The organism is Streptomyces sp. NPDC045287 (genome assembly GCF_056432325.1).
Window position 1 is genome coordinate 55,198 of the sequence record NZ_JBWKJG010000012.1, and the last position, 26,600, is coordinate 81,797.

Here is a 26,600-nt window from a genome sequence, read left to right on the forward strand (position 1 = left end):
CGGCATTCCACCGCCCCCACCTGCGGTAGGGCCGTGAAAATGCCTGGTAGCAGTTGAATGAAAGACTTGATACCAGGTCCGGCGCCGGGGCCGAGCAGAGCCGTTTTCCCGAAGGGAGAAGCAGTGAAGTTCACGCTTGAGGTGACCGTCGACGACGGGCAGCCGGCGGAGGCCGCGGCGCGCGAGCTGGGCCGCGTCCTGCGCTACTGGGGCGGCAACCTCCACCACTACGCCCTGCGGCCCGGCGACGGGTCGGCCGTGTACGACTCGGCCCACCGCGAGGTGGGCCGGTGGCGGATCACCGCCGACGGCGAGGGCTGAGGCCGGCGGGTCCGGGAGGCGCGGAAAAACGGTCGGGGGCCGCGCGGTGGTGTTCCACCGCGCGGCCCCCGGCCGTGTGCGGGTCGCGGATCAGCCCTTGCGGGACTTGATCTCCTCGGTGAGCTGCGGGACGACCTCGAAGAGGTCGCCGACCACGCCGTAGTCGACCAGGTCGAAGATCGGGGCCTCGGGGTCCTTGTTGATGGCCACGATGGTCTTCGAGGTCTGCATGCCGGCGCGGTGCTGGATCGCGCCGGAGATGCCGGTGGCGATGTACAGCTGCGGCGAGACCGACTTGCCGGTCTGGCCGACCTGGCTGGTGTGCGGGTACCAGCCGGCGTCGACGGCGGCGCGGGAGGCGCCGACGGCGGCGCCGAGCGAGTCGGCCAGGCCCTCGATGAGCGCGAAGTTCTCGGCGCCGTTGACGCCGCGACCGCCGGAGACCACGATCGCGGCCTCGGTCAGCTCGGGGCGGCCGGTCGACTCGCGCGGCGTGCGGGAGACGACCTTGGTGCCGGTGGCCTTCTCGGAGAAGGAGACCGCGAGGGCCTCGACGGCGCCCGCGGCGGGAGCGGCCTCGACGGGGGCCGAGTTCGGCTTGACCGTGATGACCGGGGTGCCCTTGGAGACGCGGGACTTGGTGGTGAACGCGGCGGCGAACACGGACTGCGTCGCGACCGGGCCCTCGTCGCCGGCCTCCAGGTCGATGGCGTCCGTGATGATGCCGGAGCCGATGCGGACCGCCAGGCGGGCCGCGATCTCCTTGCCCTCGGCGGAGGACGGGACGAGCACGGCGGCCGGGGAGACGGCCTCGTACGCGGCCTGGAGGGCGTCGACCTTCGGGACGACGAGGTAGTCGGCGAACTCGGCGGCGTCGGCCGTGAGGACGCGGGTCGCGCCGTGCTCGGCGAGCGTGGCGGCGGTGGCCTCGGCGCCGGGGCCGAGGGCGACGGCGACGGGCTCGCCGACGCGGCGGGCCAGCGTCAGCAGCTCCAGGGTGGGCTTGCGGACGGCGCCGTCCACGTGGTCGACGTAGACGAGAACTTCAGCCATGGGAATGCTCTCCTGCGAATGCGAAGTCTGAGGGGGCTGTCGGTGGCTCTGCGCTGCGCGAGCCCTAGATGAACTTCTGGCTCGCGAGGAACTCGGCCAGCTGCCTGCCGCCCTCGCCCTCGTCCTTGACGATCGTGCCGGCCGTGCGGGCCGGGCGCTCCGTGGCGGAGTCGACCTTCGTCCAGGCGCCTTCGAGGCCGACCTCGTCGGCGTCGATGTCCAGGTCGTCGAGGTCCAGGGACTGCACCGGCTTCTTCTTGGCGGCCATGATGCCCTTGAAGGACGGGTAGCGGGCCTCGCCGGACTGGTCCGTCACGGACACGACGGCCGGGAGGGACGCCTCCAGCTGCTCGGTGGCGGCGTCGCCGTCGCGGCGGCCCTTGACCACGCCGTCCTCGACGGAGACCTCGGAGAGCAGGGTGACCTGCGGGACGCCGAGGCGCTCGGCGAGGATCGCCGGCAGGACGCCCATGGTGCCGTCGGTGGACGCCATGCCGCAGATGACCAGGTCGTAGCCGGTCTTCTCGATCGCCTTGGCGAGCACCAGGGAGGTGCCCATGACGTCGGTGCCGTGGAGGTCGTCGTCCTCGACGTGGACGGCCTTGTCGGCGCCCATCGACAGCGCCTTGCGCAGGGCGTCCTTGGCGTCCTCGGGACCGACGGTGAGCACGGTGATCTCCGCGTCGTCCGCGTCCTCGGCGATCTGCAGCGCCTGCTCGACCGCGTACTCGTCCAGCTCCGACAGCAGGCCGTCGACGTCGTCGCGGTCGACGGTCAGGTCATCGGCGAAGTGCCGGTCGCCGGTGGCGTCGGGCACGTACTTCACACAGACAACGATCCTCAAGCTCACGCCGGCTCTCCTACTGCATCGTCATTACTGGCTGCCTTGTTGCACGCAGCATAGGCGCCTGATGGGGCGGTTTCCGCGCGGGGCGACGGCCGCCCCACGACGAAATATTACTCGTCAGTACACCGGGAGCATTCCCACTAAGCAAGCGCTTTGCACTGTGACCTTGCCAACGCTGAGTAACCGGAGCCTCTCAGTCCCTCAGCGCGTTGAAACGGCCGTGGTGGTACAGCAGCGGCCGGCCCTCCCGGGCCGCGGCGTCCCCGGCGACGACCTCGGCGACGACGATGCGGTGGTCCCCGGCCGGGACGCGGCCGACGACGCGGCACACCAGCCAGGCGAGGACGCCGTCGAGCAGCGGGACGCCCTCGGGGCCCGCGGTCCAGCGGGTCGGCGGGGCGAAGCGGTCGGCGCCGCTGCGGGCGAAGGTGGCGGCCAGCTCCTGTTGGTGCTCCCCGAGGAGGTGGACGCCGACGTGGGTGGCGGCGGACACGACGGGCCAGCTCGACGAGCCCGTGCCTATGCCGAAGGAGATCAGCGGCGGCTCGGCGGAGACCGAGGCGAGGGAGCTGGCGGTGAACCCGGCGGGCCGGCCGCCGTGCGCGGGGCCGCCGGGAGCGGTGATCACGGCGACGCCGGCGGCGTGCCGCCGGAAGGCGGAGCGCAGCAGCTCGGGTCCGGCTTCGGCCGTGCGCGCGTCGGTGCCGGGATCGTGGGTGACCGTCATGGAGTTGTCCTTCTGCGGGAGGTGCGTGCGCGGGGCCGTGGTCCTGGGGTGGTCAGACACCGGGACAGAGCGCGCTCGCGTGGCGGGCGAGGTCGATGTGGACCCGTCCGTGGAGAAGGAGTTCGTACGGCACGGGCGTCAGCCTGACGACGCGCGGTCGGCCGCGTCAAGGCCGCACGGACAGATGCGATCAGCGTCACGGCCGGTCAGCGGGGGTTTCGAGGGCCTGGCCGAGTGCGGCGATCACATCGGCCCTGCGGGGCTGCCCGGCGGCGCGGCGAACGACGCGGCCGGCCGCGTCGAGGACGAGCACCGTGGGCGTCGCGGTGACGCCGAGGGCCCGGACGAGGGACAGCTCGCGCTCGGCGTCGATCTCGACGTGGGCGACGCCGCCGACCATGCCCGCCACGTCGGCGAGGACCCGCCGAGTGGCGCGGCAGGGCTGGCAGAAGGCGGTGGAGAACTGCACGAGCGTGGCCCGCTCCCCCAGTTCGGCGCCCAGGTCACCCGGGCCGAGCACCCGCCCGTACCGCTCCTCCGCGCCGTCGCGCACCACCGCAGCCCCGCTTCCCGTCGTCCGGTCTTCCCGCCCGTACAGCGCCGCGCGGGGCCGCGGCGATTCCCCCGGTGAGGCGACGTGACGAGTATCTCGCCGCATTCCGCCCTCCGAAGCGGGGTTCGGGCTGGCCTGGGCGAGGTACATGGTGCAGCATCGGGCGCAAGCCGGTTACCTACGGCTGCGTAACTTCCGCCGGGAGGACCCTCCCCAGGCAGACAGAAGAAGGGTGTTCTCTCAGATGGCAGAACTCGTCTATCGGCCGGTCGTCGGCGCCGCGCTCACGATGTTCAAGGCGCTCGACCTCAAGATCGACATTCAGGGTTCGGAGAACATCCCGCGCACCGGCGGCGCGGTGCTCGTCAGCAACCACATCAGCTACCTCGACTTCATCTTCACGGGGCTCGCAGCCCGGCCGCAGAAGCGCCTGGTGCGGTTCATGGCGAAGGACTCGGTCTTCCGCCACCGGATCTCCGGGCCGCTGATGCGGGGGATGAAGCACATCCCGGTGGACCGCGGGCAGGGCGAGGCGGCGTACCGGCACGCGCTGGAGTCGCTGCGCTCCGGCGAGGTCATCGGCGTCTTCCCGGAGGCGACGATCTCCCAGTCGTTCACCCTCAAGAGCTTCAAGTCGGGCGCGGCGCGGCTGGCCCAGGAGGCCGGCGTGCCGCTGGTCCCGATGGCTCTGTGGGGGACGCAGCGGCTGTGGACGAAGGGCCGCCCCCGGAACTTCAGGCGCAGCCACATCCCCGTGACCATCCGGGTGGGCGAGCCCGTGGAGGCGCCGACGGACCAGTACGCCGGCGCGATCACGCGGCGGCTGCGCGAGCGGGTCCAGGACCTGCTGGAGGCCGCGCAGCGGGCGTACCCGGTACGGCCCAGGGACGCGGAGGACACCTGGTGGATCCCGGCACACCTGGGCGGCACCGCGCCGACCCCGGCGGAGCTGCGCTGAAGCCGGCGCGGCCGCGCTGAGGGCCCGGTGGGACCGGACGAGCCCGGCGCAGCCGCGCCGAGCGCGTGTCGCGGGTGGGCCGCCCTTCGGGGCGCGCCCGCCCGACCGGGGGTCGGGCGGGGCCCGGACCGTGACCCGCGCGCCGGGGCCGGGCCCCTCCAGCACCTCGGCGGCCCCGGGGCCGAAGGCGCGCCTGGCCGTGGCCGGTGGGGCGGACGGTGGGCGCGGGGCCACGGCCCGCCGCCGGGTCCCCGGGGACGGGCCCTCCCCGGACCTTCCCCGGGTACGGCCGGTGCCCGGGGCCGCGCGGGACACCGCGCGGGGAAGGGCGAAGCGGCCGGCCCTTCGCGGGCATCCGGCCGGCCGCCCCCCGTGCGCGCGCCCCGCGCCTAGCGGGCCATCTCCTCCTTGAGCGCCAGGAGGAACGCGTCCACGTCGTCCTCCGTCGTGTCGAAGGAGCACATCCAGCGCACGTCGCCGGCCGCCTCGTCCCAGAAGTAGAACCGGAACCGCTTCTGCAGCCGCAGGCTCACCTCGTGCGGGAGCCGCGCGAAGACCGCGTTGGCCTGCACGGGGTAGAGGACCTCCACCCCGTCGACGGACCGGACGCCCTCGGCGAGGCGCTGTGCCATCGCGTTGGCGTGCCGGGCGTTGCGCAGCCACAGGTCCTTCGCGAGCAGCGCCTCGAACTGCACGGAGACGAACCGCATCTTGGAGGCGAGCTGCATGGACATCTTGCGCAGGTGCTTCATGTGGCGGCCGGCCTCCGGGTCGAGGACGACGACCGCCTCGCCGAAGAGCAGGCCGTTCTTGGTGCCGCCCAGCGACAGGACGTCCACGCCCGCAGCGTTGGTGAACGCGCGCATCGGGACGTCCAGCGAGGCGGCCGCGTTGGCCAGCCGGGCGCCGTCGAGGTGGACCTTCATGCCCAGGCCGTGGGCGTGGTCGGTGATCGCCCGGATCTCGTCCGGCGTGTAGACCGTGCCGAGCTCGGTGTTCTGGGCGAGGGAGACGACCTGCGGCATGGCGCGGTGCTCGTCGTCCCAGCCGAACGCCTGCCGGTCGATCAGCTCGGGGGTGAGCTTGCCGTCCGGGGTGGGCACGGTGAGCAGTTTGAGCCCGGCCATGCGCTCGGGCGCGCCGCCCTCGTCGACGTTGATGTGCGCGGACTCGGCGCAGATCACCGCACCCCACCGGTCGGCGAGCGCCTGCAGGGCGGTGACGTTGGCGCCGGTGCCGTTGAACACCGGGAACGCCTCGGCGGTCGGACCGAAGTGGCTGCGCAGCACCCGCTGGAGGTGGTCGGTGTAGTCGTCCTCGCCGTAGGAGACCTGGTGGCCGCCGTTGGCGACGGCCAGCGCGGCGAGGACCTCCGGATGGGCTCCCGCGTAGTTGTCGCTGGCGAAGCCCCGTACCGACGGGTCGTGGTGACGGCGCGCGTCGGTACGGGTGGGGAACGCCGGGGTCACGGCTTCGGGGTCAGCCACAGGCGCTGTCCATTCACTTCCTGGGCGGGCCGGTCCCAGACGCCGGCGATGGCGTCGGCCAGGTCCTTGACGTCGGTGAAGCCCGCGAACTTCGCATTCGGGCGCTCGGCGCGCATGGCGTCGTGCACCAGTGCCTTGATCACCAGGATCGCAGCAGCGGCCTTCGGCCCGTCCTCGCCCCCCGCCCTGCGGAAGGAGTCGCCGAGCGCGAGGGTCCACGCCTCGGCGGCGGACTTGGCGGCGGCGTAGGCGGCGTTGCCCTCGGTGGGGTTGCTCGCGCCGGACTGGCTGACGAGGACGTACCGGCCCCGGTCGCTGCGCTTGAGCGCCTCGTGGAAGGCGAGGGAGGTGTGCTGGACGGTGCGGACGAGCAGCTTCTCCAGCAGCTCCCAGTCGGCCGGGTCGGTCTCGCCGAACGTGGCGCTGCCGCGCCAGCCGCCGACGAGGTGGACGAGGCCGTCGACCCGCCCGAACTCCTTCTCGGTCCTGTCGGCCCACGCGCGGGTCGCGACCGGGTCGAGCAGGTCGACCGTGTCGCCGGTGACGGTGGCGCCGCCGTGGGCGTAGCGGGCGGCGTCGACGGCCTCGGCGAGGCGCCCGGGGTCGGCGTCCGCGCCGACGACGGTCGCGCCCGCCTCGGCGAGCCGCAGCAGGGCGGCGCGGCCCGCGGGGCCCGCCGCTCCGGCGACCGCGATGACGGCGCCGTCCAGCGGCCCGCCGTTCCCGTTGCTGGTCATCGTGCTCGTCTCCTCCGTCTGCGTACCGGACGTCCCGGCCGTACCCGGCGCGTGCCCGCTCACGCGGCGGCCTTCTCGACGCCGGCGGTCTTCTCGACGTCCGCGGCGGTGATGCCCCGGGTGGAGGCGATCACGGACTTCAGCTTCTTGGAGAGGGCCTCGTAGAACATGCTCAGCGGGAACTCGTCGGGCAGCACGTCGTCGACGAGCTTGCGCGGCGGCTGGGAGACGTCCAGGGCGTCGGGGCCCTTGGCCCAGCGGGAGCCGGGGTGCGGGGCGAGGTAGGTGGAGACGAAGTCGTACGCGGCGAACCAGTGGACCAGCTTCGGGCGGTCGATGCCGTCGCGGTACAGCTTCTCGATCTCGGCGCACAGCCGGTTGGTGACCTCGGGGGCACGCTGCCAGTCGATGCGCAGGGTGTTGTCGGTCCAGCGCACCACGTCGTGCCGGTGGAGGTACGCGAAGAGGAGCTGGCCGCCGAGGCCGTCGTAGTTGCGGACGCGGTCGCCGGTGACCGGGAAGCGGAACATCCGGTCGAACAGCACGGCGTACTGGACGTCGCGGCCGTGCGGGTTGCCCTCGGCCTCGAGGCGGACGGCCTCCTTGAAGGCGGTGAGGTCGCACCGCAGCTCCTCCAGGCCGTACATCCAGAACGGCTGGCGCTGCTTGATCATGAACGGGTCGAAGGGCAGGTCGCCGTGGCTGTGGGCGCGGTCGTGGACCATGTCCCACAGGACGAACGCCTCCTGGCAGCGCTGCTGGTCGTCGAGCATCCGCTGGATGTCGGCGGGCAGCTCCACGCCGAGGACCTCCACGGCGGCCTCGGTGACGCGGCGGAAGCGGGCGGCCTCGCGGTCGCAGAAGATGCCGCCCCAGGTGAACCGCTCGGGGGCCTCGCGGACGGCGACGGTCTCGGGGAAGAGGACGGCCGAGTTGGTGTCGTAGCCCGAGGTGAAGCCCTCGAAGGTGATGCCGCAGAAGAGCGGGTTGTCGTAGCGGGTGGCCTCCAGCTCCGCGAGCCACTCGGGCCACACCATGCGCAGGACGACGGCCTCCAGGTTGCGGTCCGGGTTGCCGTTCTGCGTGTACATCGGGAACACGACGAGGTGCTGCCGGCCGTCGACGCGCTCGGCGGCGGGCTGGAACGCCAGCAGGGAGTCGAGGAAGTCCGGCACGCCGTAACCACCGGCCGCCCACCGGCGCAGGTCGGCGACGAGGGCGCGGTGGTACGCGGCGCCGTGCGGAAGCAGCGGGGAGAGCCGCTCGACGGCGGCGACGATCCGGTCCAGCACGGCGTCGACGTCCGCGCGGGCCGGGGCGCCCTCGGCGTCGAAGTCGATGGAGCCGTCGGCGGACTGCCAGACGCGGATCTCCTCCACGGCATTCTTGAGCTGCGGCCACGCGGGGTGGTCGACCACCCGGACGTCGGTGGACAGCTCGTCACCGACAACAGCATCCTGCACAAGAATTTCCGTCATCTCACTTCCTCCACAGGAGAACCTCGCGTGAAGGCACCGTATCCATCTGCGGTTCTTCGCCACAAGAGGCTTCAGCGGAAATTATCCTGCACACCCCCCGTGGTCACCGACGTTTTTCCCGTCTCGTGGGGTTGGGACGGTCACATCGGCCATATCGTCCGGGTTGCCACATGACCCACGGGTGTAACGGATCCCCCCGGGGGAACCCGCGTGGCTGGATTTCGCCACGTCTGACATGAAAACCGAACGGACAGTGACGTACTGGGACAACTGGGACGGTCATTTATGAGCAATGGATTCCTCGGCCCCGAGGGCTTCGGCCCCGACCCGTTCAGTGAGTTCCTGGGCCGGCTGTTCGGGGGCACCCCGGCCTCCCCGGCCGCCCGGCGCGGACCCCGGTACATCGACATCGCGCGGATGATGAGCGAGCCCGCCCGCCGCATGGTGGACGACGCCGCCACGTACGCCGCCGAGCACGGCAGCGCGGACCTGGAGACCGAGCACCTGCTGCGCGCCGCGCTCGACACCGAGCCGACGCGCGACCTGGTCGTCCGGGCCGGAGCCGACCCCGACGAGCTGGCCGCGGAGATCGACCGCACGGCCGGCGAGGGCCCGCCGCAGGCCCGGATCGCCGTCACGCCCGCCGTCAAGCGCGCCCTCCTCGACGCCCACGACCTGGCGAGGAACATCGGCGCCTCCTACATCGGGCCCGAGCACGTCCTCGCCGCGCTGGCCGCCAACCCGGACTCGGCGGCCGGCCGCATCCTGCGCGCCGCCCGGTTCGACCCCGGCTCCGTCCCCGGCCCGCCGTCCCGCACGCCCACCCCGCGCGGCGGGCCGTCCGGCGGGTGGGAGAACAACGCGGCCGACCAGCGCCCGGCGCCCCAGCACGGCACGCCGACCCTGGACAAGTACGGGCGCGACCTCACCGACATAGCCCGCGCCGGCCGCATCGACCCGGTCATCGGCCGGGAGTCGGAGATCGAGCAGACCGTCGAGGTCCTGTCGCGGCGCGGGAAGAACAACCCCGTCCTCATCGGCGACGCCGGCGTCGGCAAGACCGCCGTCGTCGAGGGCCTCGCCCAGCGCATCGCCGACGGCGACGTGCCCGACACGCTCCTCGGCCGGCGCGTCGTCGCCCTCGACATGACGGGCATCGTCGCCGGCACCCGCTACCGCGGCGACTTCGAGGAGCGGATGAACGCCGTCATCGAGGAGGTCCGGGCCCACTCCGGCGAACTCGTCCTCTTCATCGACGAGCTCCACACGGTCGTCGGTGCGGGCGGCGGAGGCGGCTCGGAGGGCGGCTCCATGGACGCCGGCAACATCCTGAAGCCCGCGCTCGCCCGCGGCGAGCTGCACGTCATCGGCGCGACCACGCTGGAGGAGTACCGCCGCCACGTAGAGAAGGACGCCGCCCTCGCCCGCCGCTTCCAGCCGATCCTCGTCCCCGAGCCGAGCCCCGAGGACGCCCTGGAGATCCTGCGCGGGCTGCGCGACCGGTACGAGGCGCACCACCAGGTCCGCTACACCGACGACGCGCTGCGCGCCGCCGTCGAGCTGTCGGACCGCTACCTCACCGAGCGGTTCCTGCCCGACAAGGCCATCGACCTGATCGACCAGGCGGGAGCGCGCGTCCGGCTGCGCTCCCGATCGCAGGACACCGACGTGCGGGCCCTGGAACGGGAGGCCGAGCAACTGGTCCGCGACAAGGACCAGGCCGTCGCCGCCGAGCAGTACGAGCGGGCGACCGAACTGCGCGACCGCATCCAGGAGCTGCAGGACCGCATCAAGGCGGGCCGGGGCGAGCCGCTGATGCGGGACGACCGCGTGCTGGAGGTGACCGCCGAGGACATCGCGGAGGTCATCAGCCGGCAGACCGGCATCCCCGTCAGCCGGCTCACCCAGGAGGAGAAGGAGCGGCTGCTCGGCCTGGAGCAGCACCTGCGGGAGCGGGTCGTCGGCCAGGACGAGGCGGTCTCCGTCGTCTCCGAGGCGGTGCTGCGCTCCCGGGCGGGTCTCGCCGACCCGCGCCGCCCGATCGGCAGCTTCCTCTTCCTCGGCCCGACCGGCGTCGGCAAGACCGAGCTGGCCCGCGCCCTCGCCGACGCGCTGTTCGGCAGCGAGGAGCGCATGGTGCGGCTCGACATGAGCGAGTTCCAGGAGCGGCACACCGTCAGTCGGCTGGTGGGCGCCCCGCCCGGGTACGTCGGCCACGAGGAGGCCGGGCAGCTGACGGAGGCGGTGCGCCGGCACCCGTACTCGCTGCTCCTCCTCGACGAGGTGGAGAAGGCGCACCCGGACGTCTTCAACATCCTCCTCCAGGTGCTCGACGACGGGCGGCTGACCGACGCGCAGGGCCGCACCGTCGACTTCAAGAACACGGTCGTCGTGATGACCAGCAACCTCGGCTCCGAGGCCATCGGCACCGGACGCGGCGTGCTCGGCTTCGGCGCGGACGCGGTGGACGACGAAGAGGCGGCCCGCGACCGGGTGCTGCGGCCGCTGCGCGAGCACTTCCGACCCGAGTTCCTCAACCGCATCGACGAGATCGTCATCTTCCGCCGGCTCACGGAGCCGCAGCTCCGGCAGATCACCGACCTGCTGCTGGAGGACACCCGCCGCCGGATGCGGGCGCAGCACGTGTCCGTGGACTTCGCCCCGCAGGCCGTCGACTGGCTGGCCCGGCGGGGCTACGAGCCCGAGTACGGCGCCCGGCCGCTGCGCCGCACGATCCAGCGCGAGGTGGACAACCAACTGTCGCGGCTGCTGCTCGACGGCCGGCTCTCCGGGGGCGGCCGGGTCCACGTGGGCGTGGCGGACGGGCGGCTGGACTTCCGCGCGGAGCAGGGGCCCGGCAGGGCTCCCGAACCGGCCGGCGGGGTCAGCCCAGCTCCTTGACGAGCAGCTCGAACTCCAGGTCGTCGCGGCGCGGCACGCCGAAGCGCTCGTCGCCGTACGGAAACGGCGTCATCCGTCCCGTACGGCGGTAGCCGCGCCGCTCGTACCAGGCGATCAACTCGTCGCGCACGGAGATCACCGTCATGTGCATCTCCCGCACGCCCCACTCCTCGCGGGCCAGGCGCTCCGCCTCCGCGAGGACGCGCCGGCCGAGCCCGCCGCCCTGCAGCCCGGGGCGGACGGCGAACATCCCGAAGTACGCGGCGTCGCCGCGGTGCTCCAGTTGGCAGCAGGCGACGGGGTCGCCGTCCCGCTCGACGACGACGAGCCGGGAGCCGGGCGTGGTGATGACCGCGCGGACGCCGTCGTGATCGGTGCGCCGGCCGTCGAGGATGTCGGCCTCCGTGGTCCAGCCCGCGCGGCTGGCGTCACCGCGGTAGGCGGACTCGACGAGGGCGACGAGCGCGGGAACGTCCGCCTCCACGGCGTCGCGGTAGGTCTCCCGGGCCTCCCGGGGCGGTGCGGTGTCCATCGTGGGCGTTCTCCCTCGGCGTGTCGTTCGGCCACGAGCCTAACGCGCCCCTCTTCCCGGGCCCGTTGCTCCCCCGGGGCGGACACGGGGCGCCACGGAGGGCGGAAGGGCCGTGGCGTGCGTCACTTCCGTGTCCGCGCGGGCCGATGGGCGGCGCCACGCTCATAGGCTGACGCCATGTGGGTCTCCCTCGCGCTGCTCGCGCTCGGCGTGCTGGTCGCCGTCGTGGCCCCGCGCCTGCTCGCGCGGGCCGACTGGCCGGAACGCGAGCCGATCGTCGCGCTGTGGGTCTGGCAGTGCGTGGTGGCGGCGGTGCTGCTGAGCTTCGCGCTGTCCATGACGTTCAGCGCGGCGGCCTCCTGGCAGGTGGTGCGCGGCCAGGTGTTCGCCACGGCGCCGGCCGCGGTCGTGGAGGCGTACGCCCTGGGGGCGCTGGGCCCCTGGTCGGCGGCGCTCGCGGTGCTGCTGGCGTGCGGCGGGCTGTGGACCGGGGCCATGCTCACCCGCGAGGTCCGCGACGCCCGGGCGTGGCGCAGGCGACGGCGCGCCGAACTGCTGGTGCGGGCGCCGCTGCTGCCGGGTGAGGAGCCGGGTTCGGAGCCCCTGGTGCTGCTGGAGGGCGACCGGCCCGACGCCTGGTGGCTGCCGGGTGCGCGGCCCCGGCTGATCATCACCACGGCGGCGTTGCGGCGGCTGAAGGGGCGCCAACTGGACGCGGTGCTCGCCCACGAGGAGGGGCACGCGCGGGCGCGGCACGACTGGCTGCTGCACTGCGCGGCGGCGCTGGCGTCGGGGTTCCCGCGCGTCCCGGTGTTCGCGGCGTTCCGCGCGGAGATGCACCGGCTGGTGGAACTGGCCGCGGACGACTCGGCGTCGAAGCGGTTCGGGCGGCTGACGATCGCGCTGGCGCTGGTCGGGCTGAACGAGGACCGGGGCGCGTTCGGGCCGTGCCCGGCGCCCCACGCCGAGGTGCCGCAGCGGGTGACGCGGCTGCTGGCGGCGGAGCCGCGGCTCACGCCGGGGCGGCGGCTGCGGCTGACGGCGGCGGCCGCGCTCGTACCGGCGGTGCCGCTGCTCGTGGCGCTGGCGCCCGGGTTGAGCGCGCTGTCCTGACCGGGGCCGAACGGGCGGCACCGAAGCCACCGACGCCGACGCGACCGGCGCCGGTACGGCCGGCGTCGATACGAGTGGCACCGGCGCGGACGGCGTCGACGCGGCCGGCCCTGTCGGCGGTCTGCCCGCGCGATCCCCGGGCAGGATCCCGATATGACTCCCCCCGTACACGCCCCGTCCCCCGCCCGTTTCCCGCTCCTCCGTGCCGTGGCCGTGGGCTGCGGCGCGGCGACCGTGGCGCTGCTGCTGCTCGTGGCCGTCGCCTGGGCGCCGCTGATCGCCTTCGACCGGGCGGTGGTGGAGGAACTGCACCTGACGGCGGTGCGCCGTCCGGTGCTGACGGAGGGCATGCGGGTGCTGTCCGACTGGGTGTGGGACCCGTTGACGCTGCGCGTCCTGCTGGTGGTGGTGGCGGTGGCCCTGTGGCGGGCCGGTGAGCCGGGGCCCGCGGGGCTGCTGGTGGTCGTGTGCGGGGTGGCGGCCGCGGTGCAGCATGGTGTCAAGGCGCTGGTGGGCCGGGAGCGGCCGCGGTGGTCGGACCCGGTGGACTCGGCGGAGTTCGCGGCGTTCCCGTCCGGGCACGCCATGACCGCGGCCGTCGTGTGCGGGCTGCTGTGGTGGGCGGCGGCGCGGACGGCGCGGCGCGCCCTGGTGCGGCCGGTGGTGGTGGCGGGGGTCGTGTCGACGGCCGGAGTGGGCCTGACCCGGGTGTACCTGGGGGTCCACTGGCCCTCGGACGTGCTGGCCGGCTGGCTGCTGGGCGCCTGCCTGGTGGCGGCGGCGGCCGGGGCGTACGAGCGGTGGACGGCGGCGCGGGGGCGTACGGCGGCGCTGGGGGCCCCGGCGGGGCGCGGGGCGCACTGAAGGCGCGCCACGGCTGCGCGGCGCACCGGTCCCGCGGGCGAGGACGGGGGTCCCGGCCCCGCCGGTGCGAGGCGCCGCACGAGCGGCACATGCGGCCGGGGCGTGCGCCGGGCCGATCCGTCCGTCCGGTGCCATCACGGACCGGACGATCCCCCGCGTCGCCCGGTCCGCGTGACACACCCTCCCGGCCGACGAGGCGCTGTGTGTCGGCAAGGACGCTCTGAGTATATTGGCTGAGAGCCAATCAACGCAGGAGTCAAGCATGTCCCCGCGGAGCGCATCGGTCAATGCAGAACTCCGCCGGAGGTCCCGCGAGCGGCTCCTCCAGGCGACGGTCGACCTCGTGTCCGAGCGCGGGTACGAGGCGACGACGCTCGCGGACATCGCCGACCGGGCCGGTTCGGCGCGCGGTCTCGTCTCGTACTACTTCCCCGGCAAGCGCCAGTTGCTCCAGTCCGCCGTCCACCGCCTGATGCACATGACGCTGGCGTCGTCCCTGGAGCGCGAGCCGCGCACCGAGGACGGGCGCGAACGGCTGGCCCGGGCGATCGACGCGGTCCTCGGCCTGGCGGTGGAACAGCCGCTGCTGATGCGGACGCACATGGCCGGGATCCTCCAGGCGGAGGGGTTCGTGCGCTGCCCGGAGCAGCAGCGGCTCGCCGCGCTCCTGCGGGACACGCTCGCGCGGTACGGGGCGCGCGACCTGGACGCGGACTACCCGCTGCTGCGGGCGCTGCTGATGGGCGCCGTCTTCGCCGTGCTGCTGCCGGGCGCCCCGATGTCGCCCGCCCGGCTGAGGGCGGAGCTGTTCCAGCGGTACGGCCTCGACTGGGAGCTGGGCTCGCCCCCGGAGGGCGGGCGGCCGTAGGGCGCCGGCTCCCCGGCCGCACGGGCGCCGGACGTGCCTCGCGCCGGGCCGGGCGGCCGGGTGCACGGCGCCGACCTGCGGGAACGGCGCTCCGGCGGCCGTTGTCGGTGGGCGGGTGCAGACTGGCCCGTATCCGCGACGAAGGCGTCAAGGACGTCCTGGAGGTGTGGGCCATGACCGACGTACTGCTGACCGTGGGCACGCGCAAGGGCCTCTTCACCGCTCGCCGACGCGGCGGCCGGTGGGAGTTCGACGGACCCCACTTCCCCGCGCAGGCCGTGTACGCGGTCGGTGTCGACCTGCGCCGGGCCGTGCCCCGGCTGCTGGTGGGCGCGGACAGCGCGCACTGGGGGCCGTCCGTGTTCCACTCCGACGACCTGGGGGCCACGTGGTCGGAGCCGGCGGAGGCGCCCGTGAGGTTCCCCCGGGACACGGGCGCGTCGCTGGAGCGGGTCTGGCAGCTGCACCCGGCGGGCCCGGCGGCGCCCGGCGTGGTGTACGCGGGCACGGAACCGGCGGCGCTCTTCCGGTCGGACGACGAGGGCGAGACGTTCGAGCTGGTCAGACCGTTGTGGGAGCACCCGACGCGGTCGCGGTGGCAGCCGGGCGGCGGCGGTGAGGCGCTGCACACGGTGGTGACGGACCCGCGCGACCCCGACGCGGTGACGGTCGCGGTGTCGGCGGCCGGGGTGTTCCGCACGCGCGACGGCGGCGGTACCTGGTCGCCGTCGAACGACGGGGTCTCGGCGGTGTTCCTGCCCGATCCGCGGCCGAGGTTCGGCCAGTGCGTGCACAAGGTCGCGCAGGACGCCGGCGACCCCGACCGGCTCTACCTCCAGAACCACTGGGGCGTGTACCGCAGCGACGACTCCGGCGCCACGTGGACCGGCATCGGGGCCGGGCTGCCGTCCGACTTCGGCTTCGCGGTCGTCGCGCACCCGAGGCACGCGGACACGGCGTACGTCTTCCCGATCACCGCCGATTCGGACCGCGTACCGGCGGGCCGCCGCTGCAGGGTGTACCGGACGGGCGACGCGGGCGGCGGCTGGGAGGCGCTGACGCGGGGCCTTCCGGAGGACGACCACTACGGCACGGTGCTGCGCGACGCGATGTGCACGGACGGCGCCGACCCGGCGGGCCTCTACTTCGGCAACCGCAACGGCGAGGTGTTCGCGAGCGCCGACGACGGCGACAGCTGGCGGCAACTGGCCGCGCACCTCCCGGACGTGCTGTGCGTGCGGGCGGCGGTCGTCGGGTGACGGTGGGGGCGGGCTGCGCCAGTAGAGTGACGGCCGTGGCAGCAAGACCGTTGAGAGAAATCGTCGAGCCCGGCTGGGCCGAAGCCCTCGCCCCCGTGGCCGAACGCGTCGCGGCGATGGGGGACTTCCTCCGCGCGGAGATCGCCGCGGGGCGTACGTACCTACCGGCCGGGCCGAACGTCCTGCGCGCGTTCCAGCAGCCGTTCGACGAGGTGAGAGTCCTGATCGTCGGCCAGGACCCGTATCCGACCCCGGGGCACGCGGTGGGGCTGAGCTTCTCGGTCGCGCCGGACGTGCGGCCCCTGCCGGGCAGCCTGGAGAACATCTTCCGCGAACTCCACGCCGACCTGGGCCTGCCCCGGCCGTCCAACGGCGACCTGACGCCCTGGACGCGGCAGGGGGTGCTGCTGCTCAACAGGGCCCTGACGACGGCCCCGCGCAAGCCGGGCGCGCACCGCGGCAAGGGCTGGGAGGAGGTCACCGAGCAGGCCATCAAGGTGCTCGCGGCGCGCGGCAAGCCGCTCGTGTCGGTGCTGTGGGGGCGCGACGCCCGCAACCTCCGCCCGCTCCTGGGCGACCTGCCGGCCATCGAGTCGGCGCACCCCTCCCCCATGTCGGCGGACCGCGGCTTCTTCGGTTCGCGCCCGTTCAGCCGGGTGAACGACCTGCTGTTGCGTCAGGGGGCGGAGCCGGTCGACTGGCGCCTCCCGTGACCCCGGGCGGCGTGTGGGTCCTGGGCGTCGACTCGGGCGGCTCGGGCTTCCGCGTCGCCCTCGCGACGGTGGACGCCCCCGCCCGGCCGGCCGGTGGCGCCACGACGGGCCCCTCGGCCCGACCGGTGGCCGCGCGGGCCTTCGGCACCCCCGTGCCCACCGGGCCCGGCGGGATCGACGCCGGGTGGCTGGTGGAGCGGCTGGTGCCCGCCGCCCGGGAGTTGCTGGACCGGGCCGGGGCGGGCGGACGGCCCGGCGCCGTCGCCGTGGGGGCCGCCGGGATGGCGGGGCTCGGGGACCGGCTGCGGGCCGTGCTGCCCGGTGCGCTGCGCGACGCGCTGGGCGTGCGGCGGCTCGCGCTGGCCTCCGACGCCGTGACCGCCTACGCGGGCGCCCTGGGCCGCGCGCCCGGCACCGTGGTCGCCGCGGGCACCGGGCTCGTCGCGCTCGGCACCGACCTGGTGCGCTGGCGCCGCGCCGACGGGTGGGGGCACCTGCTGGGCGACTGCGGCGGCGGCGCGTGGATCGGCCGGGCCGGCCTGGAGGCGGCGCTGCGCGCCCACGACGGGCGGCGCGGCGGCTCCCCCGCCCTCCTGGCCCGCGCCGAGGCCCTGTTCGGGCCCGTGGCCGGGCTGCCCGGGCGGCTGTACCCGCGCCCGGACCGGGCCGCCGTCCTCGCGTCGTTCGCCCCGGAGGTGGCCCGCCACGCGGCGGACGACCCGGTCGCGGCGGGCGTCCTCGCGCGCGCGGCACGGCACATCGCGGAGGCCGCGGCCGCGGTGCACCCGGCGGGGGGCACCGGCGACGTGGCCCTGACGGGCGGTCTGTTCCGGCTCGGCGACCCCCTGCTCGTACCCCTGCGCGAGGAGCTGGCGCGTCAACTCCCCGGCGCGCGGACGGTGTCGGCTGCCGGCGACCCGCTGTCCGGCGCGCTGGCGATCGCCGCCGCGCTCGCCGCGGACGCGCCGGCCCTGCCCCGCGAGCCCGGCCTGCTGGACACATACGGCAACTGAGCGACTCTTCCGACAAACTGCCCATTGGGGGCGGCAATGCCCCCTCCCCGAACAGCGGGGCGGTCAAAACCAGTAGCATGCGGCGCCATGAGCTCCCCCACTGGGCCCGCTGGCCTGCCTGTACGAATGCCACGCCCCCGCCAGCCCGGGCGGCACCGTCGCCCCGAACCCCTGGCGGCCCCCGAGGGCGCGCCCGCACTCGTCCTCGCCGTCCCCGGTGAGCCTTCCGCCGCCGCGCGCGGCCTGGCGGAAGAACTCGTGAGCATCGCGCGCTCCGAGCTGCCCGGTCTGGAGGCCGCGATCGGCTTCCTCGACGGGGACGACGCCGAGTACGTGTCGCTGGCCGGGGTGCTGCGGCGGGCCGCGGCGCTCCGCGTGGAGCGGTACGAGCTGGCCAGGGCGGCCGGCCGCGAGGTCGCCGAGCCCGAGGGCCCGGCCGCGGTCGTCGTGCCGCTGCTGGTCGGCCCGGACGCCGTGCTGATGGGCCGGATACGGCAGGCCGTCGCCGACAGCGGCGCGCCGGCCGAGCTGGCCAACGTGCTGGGGCCGCATCCGCTGCTGGCCGAGGCGCTGCACGTGCGCCTCTCCGAGGCGGGCCTGGCGCGCGCCGACCGGGCGCGGCTGTTCACGGTCGCGACGGCGGCGGACGGCATCGTGCTGGCGACGACGGGCGGCGCCGAGGCCGTCCAGGCGGCCGGGATCACGGGCATGCTGCTGGCGGCGCGGCTGGCCGTGCCGGTGATGGCGGCGGCCCTGGACCAGGAGGGGTCGGTGGCGGTGGTCGCCGCGCAGCTGCGCGACTCCGGTTCGGCGCAGCTCGCGGTCGCCCCGTACCTGGTCGGCCCGGAGCTGGCCGGGGAGCTGCTGGACGCGGCGGCCGGGGCCGCGAACTGCCCGGTCGCCGAGCCGCTGGGCGCGTACCCGGCGGTCGGCAGGCTGGTGCTGTCGGGTTACATGACGGTGCTGGGCATCTCCCCGCAACAGCAGCAGGGGGTTCCGGTCCGCTGACCGGCCCGGCCGGGGAGGGACCCGTACGGGAGGGCCCGCGCCGCGCGTGACCGCGCCGCGCGGGCCCTCCCGCGTTCAGGCGAGGACCACGCAGGAGGCGGCCGGGGCGGTCACCGCGCCCGCGCGGGACGGGACGCCGGTCACCGGGTCGACGTCGAACCACGTCACGTCGCCGGACCGCTCGTTGGCCACGTACAGCCGCCGCCCCCGCGGGTCGGCGACGAGGTCGCGCGGCCAACGGCCGCCGGAGGGCACCGCGGCGACCAGGCGGGGCCGCTCGCCGCCCCCGTCGAGCTGGAGGACGGCGACGGTGTCGTCGCCCCGCACGGCAGCCCACACGAACCGCCCGTCGGGGCTCACGGCGAGCCCGGACGGGTAGCCCGGCCCCGCCGCGCCCGCCGGCCGCACGGGCACCTCCGCCACGGGTTCGAGGGCGCCCGTACGGCCGTCCCAGCGGCACACGGTGAGGGTCGGCGTCAGCTCCGCCAGGACGTACACGTGGCCGCCGGCCGGGTGGAAGGCGAGGTGGCGCGGCCCGCTGCCGGGGCGCAGGGGCGTCTCGCCGTGGACGGTGAGCGCCCCGGTGGTCCCGTCGAGGGCGCAGACGCGTACGGAGTCGGTGCCGAGGTCCACGGTGAGCAGCCAGCGGCCGTCCGGCGAGGGCCGCACCTGGTGGGCGTGCGGGGCGGCCTGCCGGTCCGGGTCGGGCCCGCTGCCCCGGTGCCGGAGGAGCCCGGTGACCGGGCCCGGCGCGCCGTCCGGGCGGACCGGCTGGGCGCTCACGCCGCCGGAGCCGTAGTGCGCGGCCACCACGTGGCCGGCGGTGTACGCGAGGTGGGTCGGCCCGGCCCCGCGCACGGGTTCGGGGGCGCCGATCAGACGGGGCGCCGGACCGGTGACGTCGAACGCGGCGACGGCGCCCTCGTCGGTCTCGGAGACCGCGTACAGCACGGCGGCGCCGGGCCCGAGGGCGAGGAAGGACGGGTCGGCGACTGCGTCCGTGGCGCCGGTGGGAGTCAGGGCGCCGGTCGCCCCGTCGACCGCGGCGGCGGTGACGCCGTGGCCCCCCGCGGAGGTGAAAGAACCGATGAAGGCCCGTCGCGGCGCGGGCGGACCCCCCGGCGCCGTACCGCCGTCCACCGCACGGCCGGGCACCGCGCCACCGGGCGCCACACCGCCGGACGCCTCACGGCCAGGCACCGCGCCACCGGACGCCGCGCTCCCCGGCGCCGTACCGCCGTCCACCGCACGGCCGGACGCCACGCCACCGGATGTCTCACGGCCGGGCACCGCGCCACCGGGCGCCGTGCCGCTGGGCGCCGCACGGCCGGACGCCACACCACCGGACGCCGTACCGCCGTCCACCACACCACCGGGCGCCACACCGCCGGACGCCTCACGGCCAGGCACCGCGCCACCGGACGCCGCGCTCCCCGGCGCCGTACCGCCGTCCACCGCACGGCCGGGCGTCGCGCCCCCCGGCGCCGTGCCGTCGTCCGTCCTGTCGGCGGTCGCCCGCCGCGTGCCCCGGTCCCCGTACCGCTCCACCGCTGCCCCTCCCCAGTGGCCGTTCCTGGCGTTGCGGGGACGACGCTAGCAGCCATGGTCCAGACCAGGCCCGTCAGGCGGGGGCGCGGCGTGTCAGGAGCGCACCAGCGACGAACGGGGCGCCGTGCGCAGCGGCCCGTCGAGTTCGGCGAGCAGCCGCTCCAGGCCGTGCAGGTGCGCCAGCGCCGGCGCGGCCGGGGGTGTCACGGGCACCGAGGGGGCGAAGGCGGCGGGGGCCGCCGCGGCGGTCTCGCGGTCGGCGGCGTCGCGTGCCCGCTCGCGCGTGAGCAGGGCCTCCACGGCGGCCTCGACCCGCCAGCACGCCGCGGCGAGCCGGGCGTCGTGGCCCGCGTCCGGGTCGGCGGCCACCGCGGCCAGCCCCCGCACCTCGCGCGCGCAGTCGTCGAGCAGGGCGAGCACCTGGCGTGCGCGGGCCTTGCGGTCGCGGAACGGGCTCAGCGGGTGCACGAGCGGTGCCAGGGCCAGCCGTACGCGCCCCAGCAGCACCTCCAGCTCGGCGGCGTGCGGGGCCGGGTCGGCGGTGGGCGAGCCGGCGAGCCGTTCGGCGGCCTCGGCGGTGCAGCGGCGCACGGCGAGCAGCGCGCGCTGGATCCAGGCGTCGTTGGTGGCGTGCGTGGTGACCGGCAGGACGAAGGTCACGGCGAGCGCCGCGAACAGCGCGCCGACCCCGGTCTCGGCGGCCCGCAGGACCAGCAGGCCCGGGGTGAGCACGCCGAGCAGCCCGTACAGGAGTCCGGCCATCACCGTCACGGCGAGCATCATCCAGCTGTACGAGACGGGGGCCGTGTAGAAGATGCCGAAGACGCACACGGCGACGAGGACCGCCGTCGGGGCGGGCGCCCCGTGCAGCGGCAGGGCGACCACCAGGCCGGCGAGGATGCCGAGGACGGTGCCCACGACGCGCCGGAAGCCCCGTACCAGGGTCTCGCCGCGCGACGCGGTGTTGACGAAGATCCACCAGGTGGTTCCGACCGCCCAGTACCAGCGCTCCTCCGAGAGGACCTGGCCCACGGCCAGGGCGAAGGCGCACGCGACGGTGGTCTGGAACGCCTGCCGGGTGGTCGGCCGGGCCAGTCCGCGTCCGGGCAGCGGCGCGGGCACGGCGGCCGGCGGGGTCCGGCGTTCGATCGGCCACAGGGCGAACCGCACGGCGCCGGCCACGACGAGGGCGATGCCCACGGCGGCGTACAGCTCGGGGAGCTGCGCCGGGGTGGCGTGGAGGAACTGCACCACGAAGAACTGCATGAACGCGAAGATGCCGAGCGCGTGGCCGCGCGGCCCCCAGCGCCGGGCGTAGACGCCACAGAAGACGACGGCGAGGAACGCGGCGTCCCGGCCGAGGGGCAGGTCGTGCAGGACGGTGGCGAGGGCGAGGGCGGGGAACCCGGCGGCGGGCAGCAGCGCGGTGGTGGCCCGCTGGGCGCGGACGGTGCCGTCGATGACGGTGAAGAGGGCGAGCAGCGCGGCGAGTCCGCCGGTGATGGACGCGGTCAGCGACAGACCGGCCAGTTCGGCGGCCGCGACGGCGAGCCCGATGCCGAGGACGGCACGGGTCGCGTTCCTCAGCCTGAGGTGCCCCGGGTCCGGGGCCACGAAGATCCTCTTCATGACGGTGGTGCCGCCCCCCTGTGTTGCTCTCGCCGGCCGCGGGGGCGCCCGGGGGTGGTGGGCGTCCGCAGGCACGACGAAGGCGCCGCGGTCCGGATCCGGCCTCGTTGCCGTCCGGCGCTGCGCGGCGCCGCTGATACGTGGATACGACAAGAGAAGCACCCGGGGCGGCACTGGCTCAACCCAGACGTCGGTCACTGGGCCATCGGACCAGCGAAACCCCGCCCTGGTCGGCCATCGGGAGGCCAACGGACCAGGCCGCGGCACGGCCGGTCCGCTGGGGCCACGGGCGGCCGGTCCGCGGCGGTCACGGGCGGCCGGGCAGCTCCGACAACCGGTGGCCGAGGCCGGGGGCGTCGGGCAGGGCGACCCGTCCGGTGTCCGCCGCTCCGGCGAAGGCCGCCGGCGCGAGCGGTTCGTCCTCGACGAGCAGGGGTCCGACGAGGTCGGCGGGGACGGTGGCGTGGGGCAGCGCGGCCGCGAGGTGGACGGCCGCGAGGGTGGCGACGCCCAGCTCCGGCATGGAGCCGATCTTCACGGCGAGGCCGGCGGCCTCCGCGAGCGCGGCGACCTGGCGGGCCCGGTGCAGCCCGCCCACCTTGAGGACCTTGATGTTGAGGACGTCGGCGGCGCCGCGCCGGACGATCTCCATGGCGTCGTGCAGCGACTGCAGCGACTCGTCCGCCATCACCCGGGGGCCGCCGCGGCCGCGCAGCGCCGCCATCCCGGCGAGGTCCCAGCGGGGCAGCGGCTGCTCGACCAGGTCGAGGCCCTCCTCGCCGAGCCGCGCCACGGTGCGGGCGGCGGTGGACGGGTCGTAGCCCTCGTTGGCGTCGAGGGACAGCTCGACGCCGTCCGGGACGGCGGCGCGGACGGCGCGGACCAGCTCCACGTCGCGGTCCGGGTCCTCGCCGCCCTTGACCTTGATGTGGGTGAAGCCTCGCGCGGCGTACTCGGCGGCCTCCTCGGTCATCTCCTCGGGCGTGCCGAGGCCGACCACCCAGGCGGTGGGCACCTCGGTGCGCAGCCGTCCGCCGAGGAGCAGGTGGACCGGCCAGCCGGCGGCGCGGCCCGCGAGGTCGTGCAGGGCGAGGTCGAGGGCGGCCTTGGCCAGGTGCTGGCCGCGGATGGCCGCGTCCATGGCGGCGTGGGCGCCGGCGAGGTCGCGCGGGTCGCGGCCGACGAGGGCGGGGGCGACGTGGCCGGTGAGCGCGGCGCGCAGCCCGTCGAGGGTCTCCCCCGTGTACGCGGTCATGGGCGACGCCTCGCCGTACCCGGTGGCGCCGTCGTCGGCGCGCACCTCGACGACGAGGCTGACGAGGTGGGGGCTGGTCCCGCTGCTGATGGCGAAGGGGCGTCGGTAGGGGGCCTCGACGACATGGCTGCGAATCGAGTCGATCTTCACGCGGCTCCTCCGGGTCACGGCCCCCGCCACCGGGGCGTCGGGCCTAGAGACGTACTCGGTAGACGATGGGCGGGCGGCCGGTGCGTCCTTCCTGCCGGCTGCCGACGGGGACGGCGACCCCGGCGCGCTCCAGGCGCTTGAGGATGCGCCGGGCGGTGCGCTGCTGGACGTCCAGGTGCTCGGCGACGCGGTGTGCGGTGATGCCGGGCCCCTCCTCGGCGGCGACCAGCTCCCGCAGCCGCTCCAGCGTCCGCGGGTCGAGGCCGGCGCGCCGGGCGAGCAGCCCGGTGCTCTCCGCCGCGGCGGGCCGGGCGCCACCCGCCGTGCCGTGGGCCGCGTCGTGGGCGATGACGATGTCGATGTCGTCCTTCATGCAGACGACGCCGGCGACCGGTCCGACGGAGCGGGCCCGGTTCACGGCCCGCCGGGCCAGCGCCTCCGCCTCGGCGGCGGTACGGCCGAGGCCGAAGCCGACGTGGGCGGTGCCGTGCCGGGCGGCGAGCCCGTCGAGGAAGGGCAGGCGGGTGAACTGGTCGGTGGCCTTCTCCAGCGCCCCGCGCGTGGTCACCACGAGACGGCCGCCGTCCGGCAGTCCGGCGAGGCTGCCGCCGAGGACGGCGAGGTCCGCGGCGAGTTCCTCGTCGGCGGCCGGCAGGTCGACGATGCCGAGGGCGACCTGGGCGTCGCCGCTGTGCGCGCCGGTGGTGGCGAGGACGAGCGCCCGCAGGGTCGCGCGTATGGAGTGGCGGGACGGGGCGAGCCGTACGGCGGGGAGGCGGTGCTCCAGCCGGTGGTAGGCGGAGCCCAGGCAGGTGAGGGCGACCGTGGTGCCGTGCCGGTCGTGCGCGGCGAGGTGGAAGTCGACGAGGTCCTGGGAGGTGAGGCCGGGCCGGTACGGCAGGACGCGGACGTGCTCGGTGGGCAGCTTGGCCTCGATGAGCGTCTCCGTCACGTCGGCGCGGCCGAGCGTGTCGATGGAGACGCGGGACACGTCGTGGCCCAGCCGGAGCAGTTCGACCAGGGCCCGCAGCAGCGTCGCGCCGCTGTACGGGACGTACATGGCGGGCCGGTCGATCAGGCCCGCGCCGGCGGCGAGGGCGTGCGGGACGACGCCGGTGAACAGCAGGGCGTCGACGCGGGGGCCCGCGGCGCGGACCACGTCGGGCGTCTCGTCCTCGTGCCGGTACGGGAGGGCGTGCAGCCGGGCGGCCCCGGTCTCGCCGCCGACCGCGACGACCTTGCCCACCAGGTCCTCGGGGCCTATCACGCCGACCGTGAGCGCCATCGGCCGGTCTCCGTTCGTCTTCCGAAGTGCCGCGGAGTGCTTCCGTGGGGCTGGTTGACGCCCGTCCACGGGGGTCTTAGTTTCGGCCCAGGCCATAACCGCGTGTCTGGCGGAAGGATAGTAACCCGATGCCCGAACGGGAAATCCCCTTGCCCACGATGCTCGACCCGCGCGGCAGGACGATCGGCGAGGAGGAGCGCGCGGCGGTGCTGCGGGTCCTCGACTCCGCGGTGCTGTGCAGCGCGTTCGGCACCGAGGCGCGGTCGCTGGAGGCGGAGATGGCCGCGCTGTACGGCCGGCCGCACGCCGTGGCGTGCAGCTCCGGCACGGCGGCCCTGCACCTGGCGGTCGCGGCGTGCGGGGTCGGGCCGGGCGACGAGGTGGTGACGACGCCGATCTCCGACTTCGGCACGGTCGCGCCGGTCCTGGCGCAGGGCGCGCGGCCGGTCTTCGCGGACGTGCGCGCCGGGGACGGCAACCTGGACCCGGACGCCGTGGAGGCCGCGGTCACGCCCCGCACGAAGGCCGTGATCGCCGTGCACCTGTTCGGCGGAGCGGCGGACGTGGCGCGGCTGCGGGAGGTGTGCGACCGGCACGGGCTGCCGCTGGTCGAGGACTGCGCGCAGGCGTGGCTGGGCGAGGACGCGTCGGGGCGGCTGCTCGGCACGGCCGGCGACGTGGCGTGCTTCAGCCTCCAGCAGTTCAAGCACATCACGACGGGCGACGGCGGCCTCACCGTGACGGGGGACCCGGAGCGGGCCCGGCGGATGCGGCTGTTCATGGACAAGGGCTGGGACCGCTCCGAGGGGCGCGTCCACCGCGAGATGGGCCTCAACTACCGGATGCCGGAGCTGGTCGCGGCCGTGGCGCGGGCCCAGCTCGGCAAGGTCGAGGGGGTCGTGCGGGCCCGGCGCGAGGCGGCCGGGCGGCTGCTCGCCGCGCTGGAGGGGCTGGAGGGGGTGGCGCTCGCCGGGGAGCCGGCGGGGCACGCGTGGTGGATGTTCCCGCTGCTGGTGGGTGACAACGCCCGCTGGGCGAAGGAGCTCGCGGCGCAGGGCGTGCCGGCGCTCCCCGGTTACCTGGAGCGTCCGCTGTACGCCAATCCGGCGGTGCCGGGCGGCCGTACGGGGCTGTGCCCGCGCGCCGAGGAGTTGATCGGCCGCACGCTGCTGGCGCTGCCCTGGAGCGAGGCGTACGGGGAGGAGCACGTGGACCGGATCGCCCGCGCCCTGCGCCGCGCCCACCAGCGGGTGGCGGCCGGGTGAGTTCCCGCGCCGGGGTCAGGCGGCGGTGTCGTCCTCCTTCGCCAGCCGTTCCAGGCAGGTGACGACGGCGCGCCGCTCGGCGTCCGACGGCGGCGGCCCGTACGGGTCGAAGGCGGCCTCCTCCGGGATGGCGCCCTCCCACACGGCGGCCCACAGCATCCGCTGCACGTAGCCCTCGATGGGCGCGTGGAACGTGGCCTCGGCGAACCGGTCCAGCCGCCCCGAGGCCCGGAGGAACCCGGCGGCGTCCCCGGTCGTCCACGCGTCCAGCACGGCGGTGGTCAGGCCCGCCCGGGCGGCGGCGATGCCGACCAGCGCCGTGTCGGCCCCCCACATCAGCGACGGGCCGAACATGCGGTCCTCGCCGGTCACGACCAGCGCGCGGCCCCGTTCCGCCGCCCGGATGGCGTCCTGGCAGTCCACCGCCCGGTCCAGCGTGGCGATCTTGATCCCGGCCGCCGACGGCAGGTCCAGCAGCCGCCGGACCAGCTCGGGGGAGTACGGGTAGCCGCCCGCCTCCGCGTGGAGGAAGAAGCCGAGCACGGGCAGCCCGCTCGCCTCCGCCACCCGCTCGTGGAGCCGTACGGCGCGCTCCACCGCGTCGGTCAGCCCGTGGTGGCGGGCCATCGGGTACACCATCACGGCGTCGGCGCCCAGTTCGGCCGCCTCCGCCGCCATCGAGACCGCGGCGTCCTCGGCGTCCTCCAGGGAGGCGCCCCGCAGCGCGCGCGGCACGCCCGCCCCGGCGACGACCGGCACGTCCACGGTCTCCCGCCACAGCGCCAGCACCCGCCGCCGGTCGGCCGCCGTCAGGTACAGCCCCCGACCCGTGTGCGCCCACACGGCGACGCCGCCGATCCGTTCGGCGGCGATCCGTTCGGCGTAACGGCGCAGGGCCGGCAGGGCGACGGCCCCGGACGCGTCCATGGGAGTGAGCACGGCGGGCAGGACGGTGCCGCGCAGCCGTCCGGCGAGTTCCTCGGGAGTGGACATGGGCGGCCCCCTGTCTGACGGTCTGTCGCCACGGTGCCCGTTC

Annotated in this window: 26 protein-coding genes; 11 read left to right on the forward strand and 15 right to left on the reverse strand. The window is 75.4% G+C overall.

Annotated features, from left to right (window positions below):
• Window positions 1–123 precede the first annotated feature (123 nt).
• Window positions 124–321 (forward strand): hypothetical protein, encoded by a 198-nt coding sequence (locus AC07D6_RS20450; RefSeq protein WP_315879135.1) that lies wholly within the window; start codon window positions 124–126, stop codon window positions 319–321.
• 90 nt (window positions 322–411) lie between these two features.
• On the opposite strand, the gene AC07D6_RS20455 is transcribed toward AC07D6_RS20450, so the two are convergent.
• The 5 genes from AC07D6_RS20455 to AC07D6_RS20475 form a co-directional block, all read right to left on the reverse strand.
• A complete protein-coding gene (locus AC07D6_RS20455; RefSeq protein ID WP_479046288.1) occupies window positions 412–1,374 on the reverse strand; it encodes an electron transfer flavoprotein subunit alpha/FixB family protein in 963 nt (320 codons plus the stop codon).
• A gap of 64 nt (window positions 1,375–1,438) precedes the next feature.
• On the reverse strand, window positions 1,439–2,224 hold the full coding sequence (locus AC07D6_RS20460; protein ID WP_315879495.1) for an electron transfer flavoprotein subunit beta/FixA family protein: 786 nt from the start codon (window positions 2,222–2,224) through the stop codon (window positions 1,439–1,441).
• A 190-nt stretch (window positions 2,225–2,414) separates the two neighbouring features.
• Entirely contained in the window at window positions 2,415–2,948 is a 534-nt protein-coding gene (locus AC07D6_RS20465; RefSeq protein ID WP_479046292.1) for a flavin reductase family protein, read from the reverse strand.
• A gap of 52 nt (window positions 2,949–3,000) precedes the next feature.
• On the reverse strand, window positions 3,001–3,081 hold the full coding sequence (locus tag AC07D6_RS20470; protein WP_391653810.1) for a putative leader peptide: 81 nt from the start codon (window positions 3,079–3,081) through the stop codon (window positions 3,001–3,003).
• A 63-nt stretch (window positions 3,082–3,144) separates the two neighbouring features.
• A complete protein-coding gene (locus AC07D6_RS20475) occupies window positions 3,145–3,504 on the reverse strand; it encodes a TlpA family protein disulfide reductase (RefSeq protein WP_315879493.1) in 360 nt (119 codons plus the stop codon).
• A gap of 241 nt (window positions 3,505–3,745) precedes the next feature.
• On the opposite strand from AC07D6_RS20475, the gene AC07D6_RS20480 reads away from it, so the two are divergent.
• The gene (locus AC07D6_RS20480) at window positions 3,746–4,459 is read left to right on the forward strand and encodes a lysophospholipid acyltransferase family protein (RefSeq protein ID WP_479046294.1); all 714 of its coding nucleotides are present in this window, start codon (window positions 3,746–3,748) and stop codon (window positions 4,457–4,459) included.
• A gap of 389 nt (window positions 4,460–4,848) precedes the next feature.
• Here AC07D6_RS20480 and AC07D6_RS20485 read toward each other — a convergent pair whose 3' ends face one another.
• From AC07D6_RS20485 to AC07D6_RS20495, 3 genes are read right to left on the reverse strand one after another with little or no spacing between them, the layout of a single operon-like run.
• Window positions 4,849–5,928, reverse strand: coding sequence for a threonine aldolase family protein (locus AC07D6_RS20485; RefSeq protein WP_315879501.1), 1,080 nt, complete (start codon window positions 5,926–5,928; stop codon window positions 4,849–4,851).
• Window positions 5,925–6,683: an SDR family NAD(P)-dependent oxidoreductase gene (locus AC07D6_RS20490; RefSeq protein ID WP_479046297.1), complete on the reverse strand. Its 759-nt coding sequence runs from the start codon at window positions 6,681–6,683 to the stop codon at window positions 5,925–5,927. The genes AC07D6_RS20485 and AC07D6_RS20490 overlap by 4 nt, the downstream gene beginning before the upstream one ends.
• Window positions 6,684–6,742: 59 nt before the next feature.
• Window positions 6,743–8,161, reverse strand: a complete 1,419-nt coding sequence (locus AC07D6_RS20495; RefSeq protein ID WP_479046300.1) for a DUF6421 family protein — start codon at window positions 8,159–8,161, stop codon at window positions 6,743–6,745.
• A 285-nt stretch (window positions 8,162–8,446) separates the two neighbouring features.
• On the opposite strand from AC07D6_RS20495, the gene AC07D6_RS20500 reads away from it, so the two are divergent.
• A complete protein-coding gene (locus AC07D6_RS20500) occupies window positions 8,447–11,062 on the forward strand; it encodes an ATP-dependent Clp protease ATP-binding subunit (protein WP_479046302.1) in 2,616 nt (871 codons plus the stop codon).
• On the opposite strand, the gene AC07D6_RS20505 is transcribed toward AC07D6_RS20500, so the two are convergent.
• Complete coding sequence (locus AC07D6_RS20505) at window positions 11,046–11,594, reverse strand: GNAT family N-acetyltransferase (RefSeq protein ID WP_315879488.1); 549 nt, start codon at window positions 11,592–11,594, stop codon at window positions 11,046–11,048. The genes AC07D6_RS20500 and AC07D6_RS20505 overlap by 17 nt on opposite strands.
• A 177-nt stretch (window positions 11,595–11,771) precedes the next feature.
• Here AC07D6_RS20505 and AC07D6_RS20510 point away from each other — a divergent pair, with 177 nt between their 5' ends.
• The 7 genes from AC07D6_RS20510 (at window position 11,772) to AC07D6_RS20540 (ending at window position 18,432) form a co-directional block, all read left to right on the forward strand.
• On the forward strand, window positions 11,772–12,707 hold the full coding sequence (locus tag AC07D6_RS20510) for a M56 family metallopeptidase (protein WP_479046305.1): 936 nt from the start codon (window positions 11,772–11,774) through the stop codon (window positions 12,705–12,707).
• Between the two features lie 153 nt (window positions 12,708–12,860).
• On the forward strand, window positions 12,861–13,571 hold the full coding sequence (locus AC07D6_RS20515; protein WP_479046308.1) for a phosphatase PAP2 family protein: 711 nt from the start codon (window positions 12,861–12,863) through the stop codon (window positions 13,569–13,571).
• A 262-nt stretch (window positions 13,572–13,833) separates the two neighbouring features.
• Window positions 13,834–14,439 (forward strand): TetR/AcrR family transcriptional regulator, encoded by a 606-nt coding sequence (locus AC07D6_RS20520; RefSeq protein WP_315879485.1) that lies wholly within the window; start codon window positions 13,834–13,836, stop codon window positions 14,437–14,439.
• A 173-nt stretch (window positions 14,440–14,612) separates the two neighbouring features.
• Entirely contained in the window at window positions 14,613–15,698 is a 1,086-nt protein-coding gene (locus AC07D6_RS20525; protein WP_315879484.1) for a WD40/YVTN/BNR-like repeat-containing protein, read from the forward strand.
• Between the two features lie 35 nt (window positions 15,699–15,733).
• Window positions 15,734–16,411 (forward strand): uracil-DNA glycosylase, encoded by a 678-nt coding sequence (locus tag AC07D6_RS20530; RefSeq protein WP_479046312.1) that lies wholly within the window; start codon window positions 15,734–15,736, stop codon window positions 16,409–16,411.
• Window positions 16,408–17,424: an N-acetylglucosamine kinase gene (locus AC07D6_RS20535; RefSeq protein WP_479046314.1), complete on the forward strand. Its 1,017-nt coding sequence runs from the start codon at window positions 16,408–16,410 to the stop codon at window positions 17,422–17,424. Before AC07D6_RS20530 ends, AC07D6_RS20535 begins: the two co-directional genes overlap by 4 nt.
• An 87-nt stretch (window positions 17,425–17,511) precedes the next feature.
• Window positions 17,512–18,432, forward strand: a complete 921-nt coding sequence (locus AC07D6_RS20540) for a sirohydrochlorin chelatase (protein ID WP_479046316.1) — start codon at window positions 17,512–17,514, stop codon at window positions 18,430–18,432.
• 75 nt (window positions 18,433–18,507) lie between these two features.
• Here AC07D6_RS20540 and AC07D6_RS20545 read toward each other — a convergent pair whose 3' ends face one another.
• The 5 genes from AC07D6_RS20545 to AC07D6_RS20565 all read right to left on the reverse strand — a co-directional run bounded on the left by AC07D6_RS20545 (window position 18,508) and on the right by AC07D6_RS20565 (window position 24,299).
• Entirely contained in the window at window positions 18,508–19,521 is a 1,014-nt protein-coding gene (locus AC07D6_RS20545) for a lactonase family protein (protein WP_479046603.1), read from the reverse strand.
• Window positions 19,449–20,036, reverse strand: a complete 588-nt coding sequence (locus AC07D6_RS20550; protein ID WP_479046319.1) for a histone H1-like repetitive region-containing protein — start codon at window positions 20,034–20,036, stop codon at window positions 19,449–19,451. Before AC07D6_RS20550 ends, AC07D6_RS20545 begins: the two co-directional genes overlap by 73 nt.
• A 37-nt stretch (window positions 20,037–20,073) precedes the next feature.
• The gene (locus AC07D6_RS20555; protein WP_479046321.1) at window positions 20,074–21,609 is read right to left on the reverse strand and encodes an FUSC family protein; all 1,536 of its coding nucleotides are present in this window, start codon (window positions 21,607–21,609) and stop codon (window positions 20,074–20,076) included.
• A 307-nt stretch (window positions 21,610–21,916) separates the two neighbouring features.
• Window positions 21,917–23,014: a mandelate racemase/muconate lactonizing enzyme family protein gene (locus tag AC07D6_RS20560; protein WP_315879479.1), complete on the reverse strand. Its 1,098-nt coding sequence runs from the start codon at window positions 23,012–23,014 to the stop codon at window positions 21,917–21,919.
• A gap of 43 nt (window positions 23,015–23,057) precedes the next feature.
• Entirely contained in the window at window positions 23,058–24,299 is a 1,242-nt protein-coding gene (locus tag AC07D6_RS20565; RefSeq protein ID WP_479046323.1) for a hypothetical protein, read from the reverse strand.
• A 128-nt stretch (window positions 24,300–24,427) separates the two neighbouring features.
• Between AC07D6_RS20565 and AC07D6_RS20570 the strand changes: the two genes are divergently transcribed.
• Window positions 24,428–25,564, forward strand: coding sequence for a DegT/DnrJ/EryC1/StrS family aminotransferase (locus AC07D6_RS20570; protein ID WP_479046325.1), 1,137 nt, complete (start codon window positions 24,428–24,430; stop codon window positions 25,562–25,564).
• 15 nt (window positions 25,565–25,579) lie between these two features.
• Here AC07D6_RS20570 and AC07D6_RS20575 read toward each other — a convergent pair whose 3' ends face one another.
• On the reverse strand, window positions 25,580–26,557 hold the full coding sequence (locus AC07D6_RS20575; protein WP_479046328.1) for a dihydrodipicolinate synthase family protein: 978 nt from the start codon (window positions 26,555–26,557) through the stop codon (window positions 25,580–25,582).
• Between the last annotated feature and the right edge of the window lie 43 nt (window positions 26,558–26,600).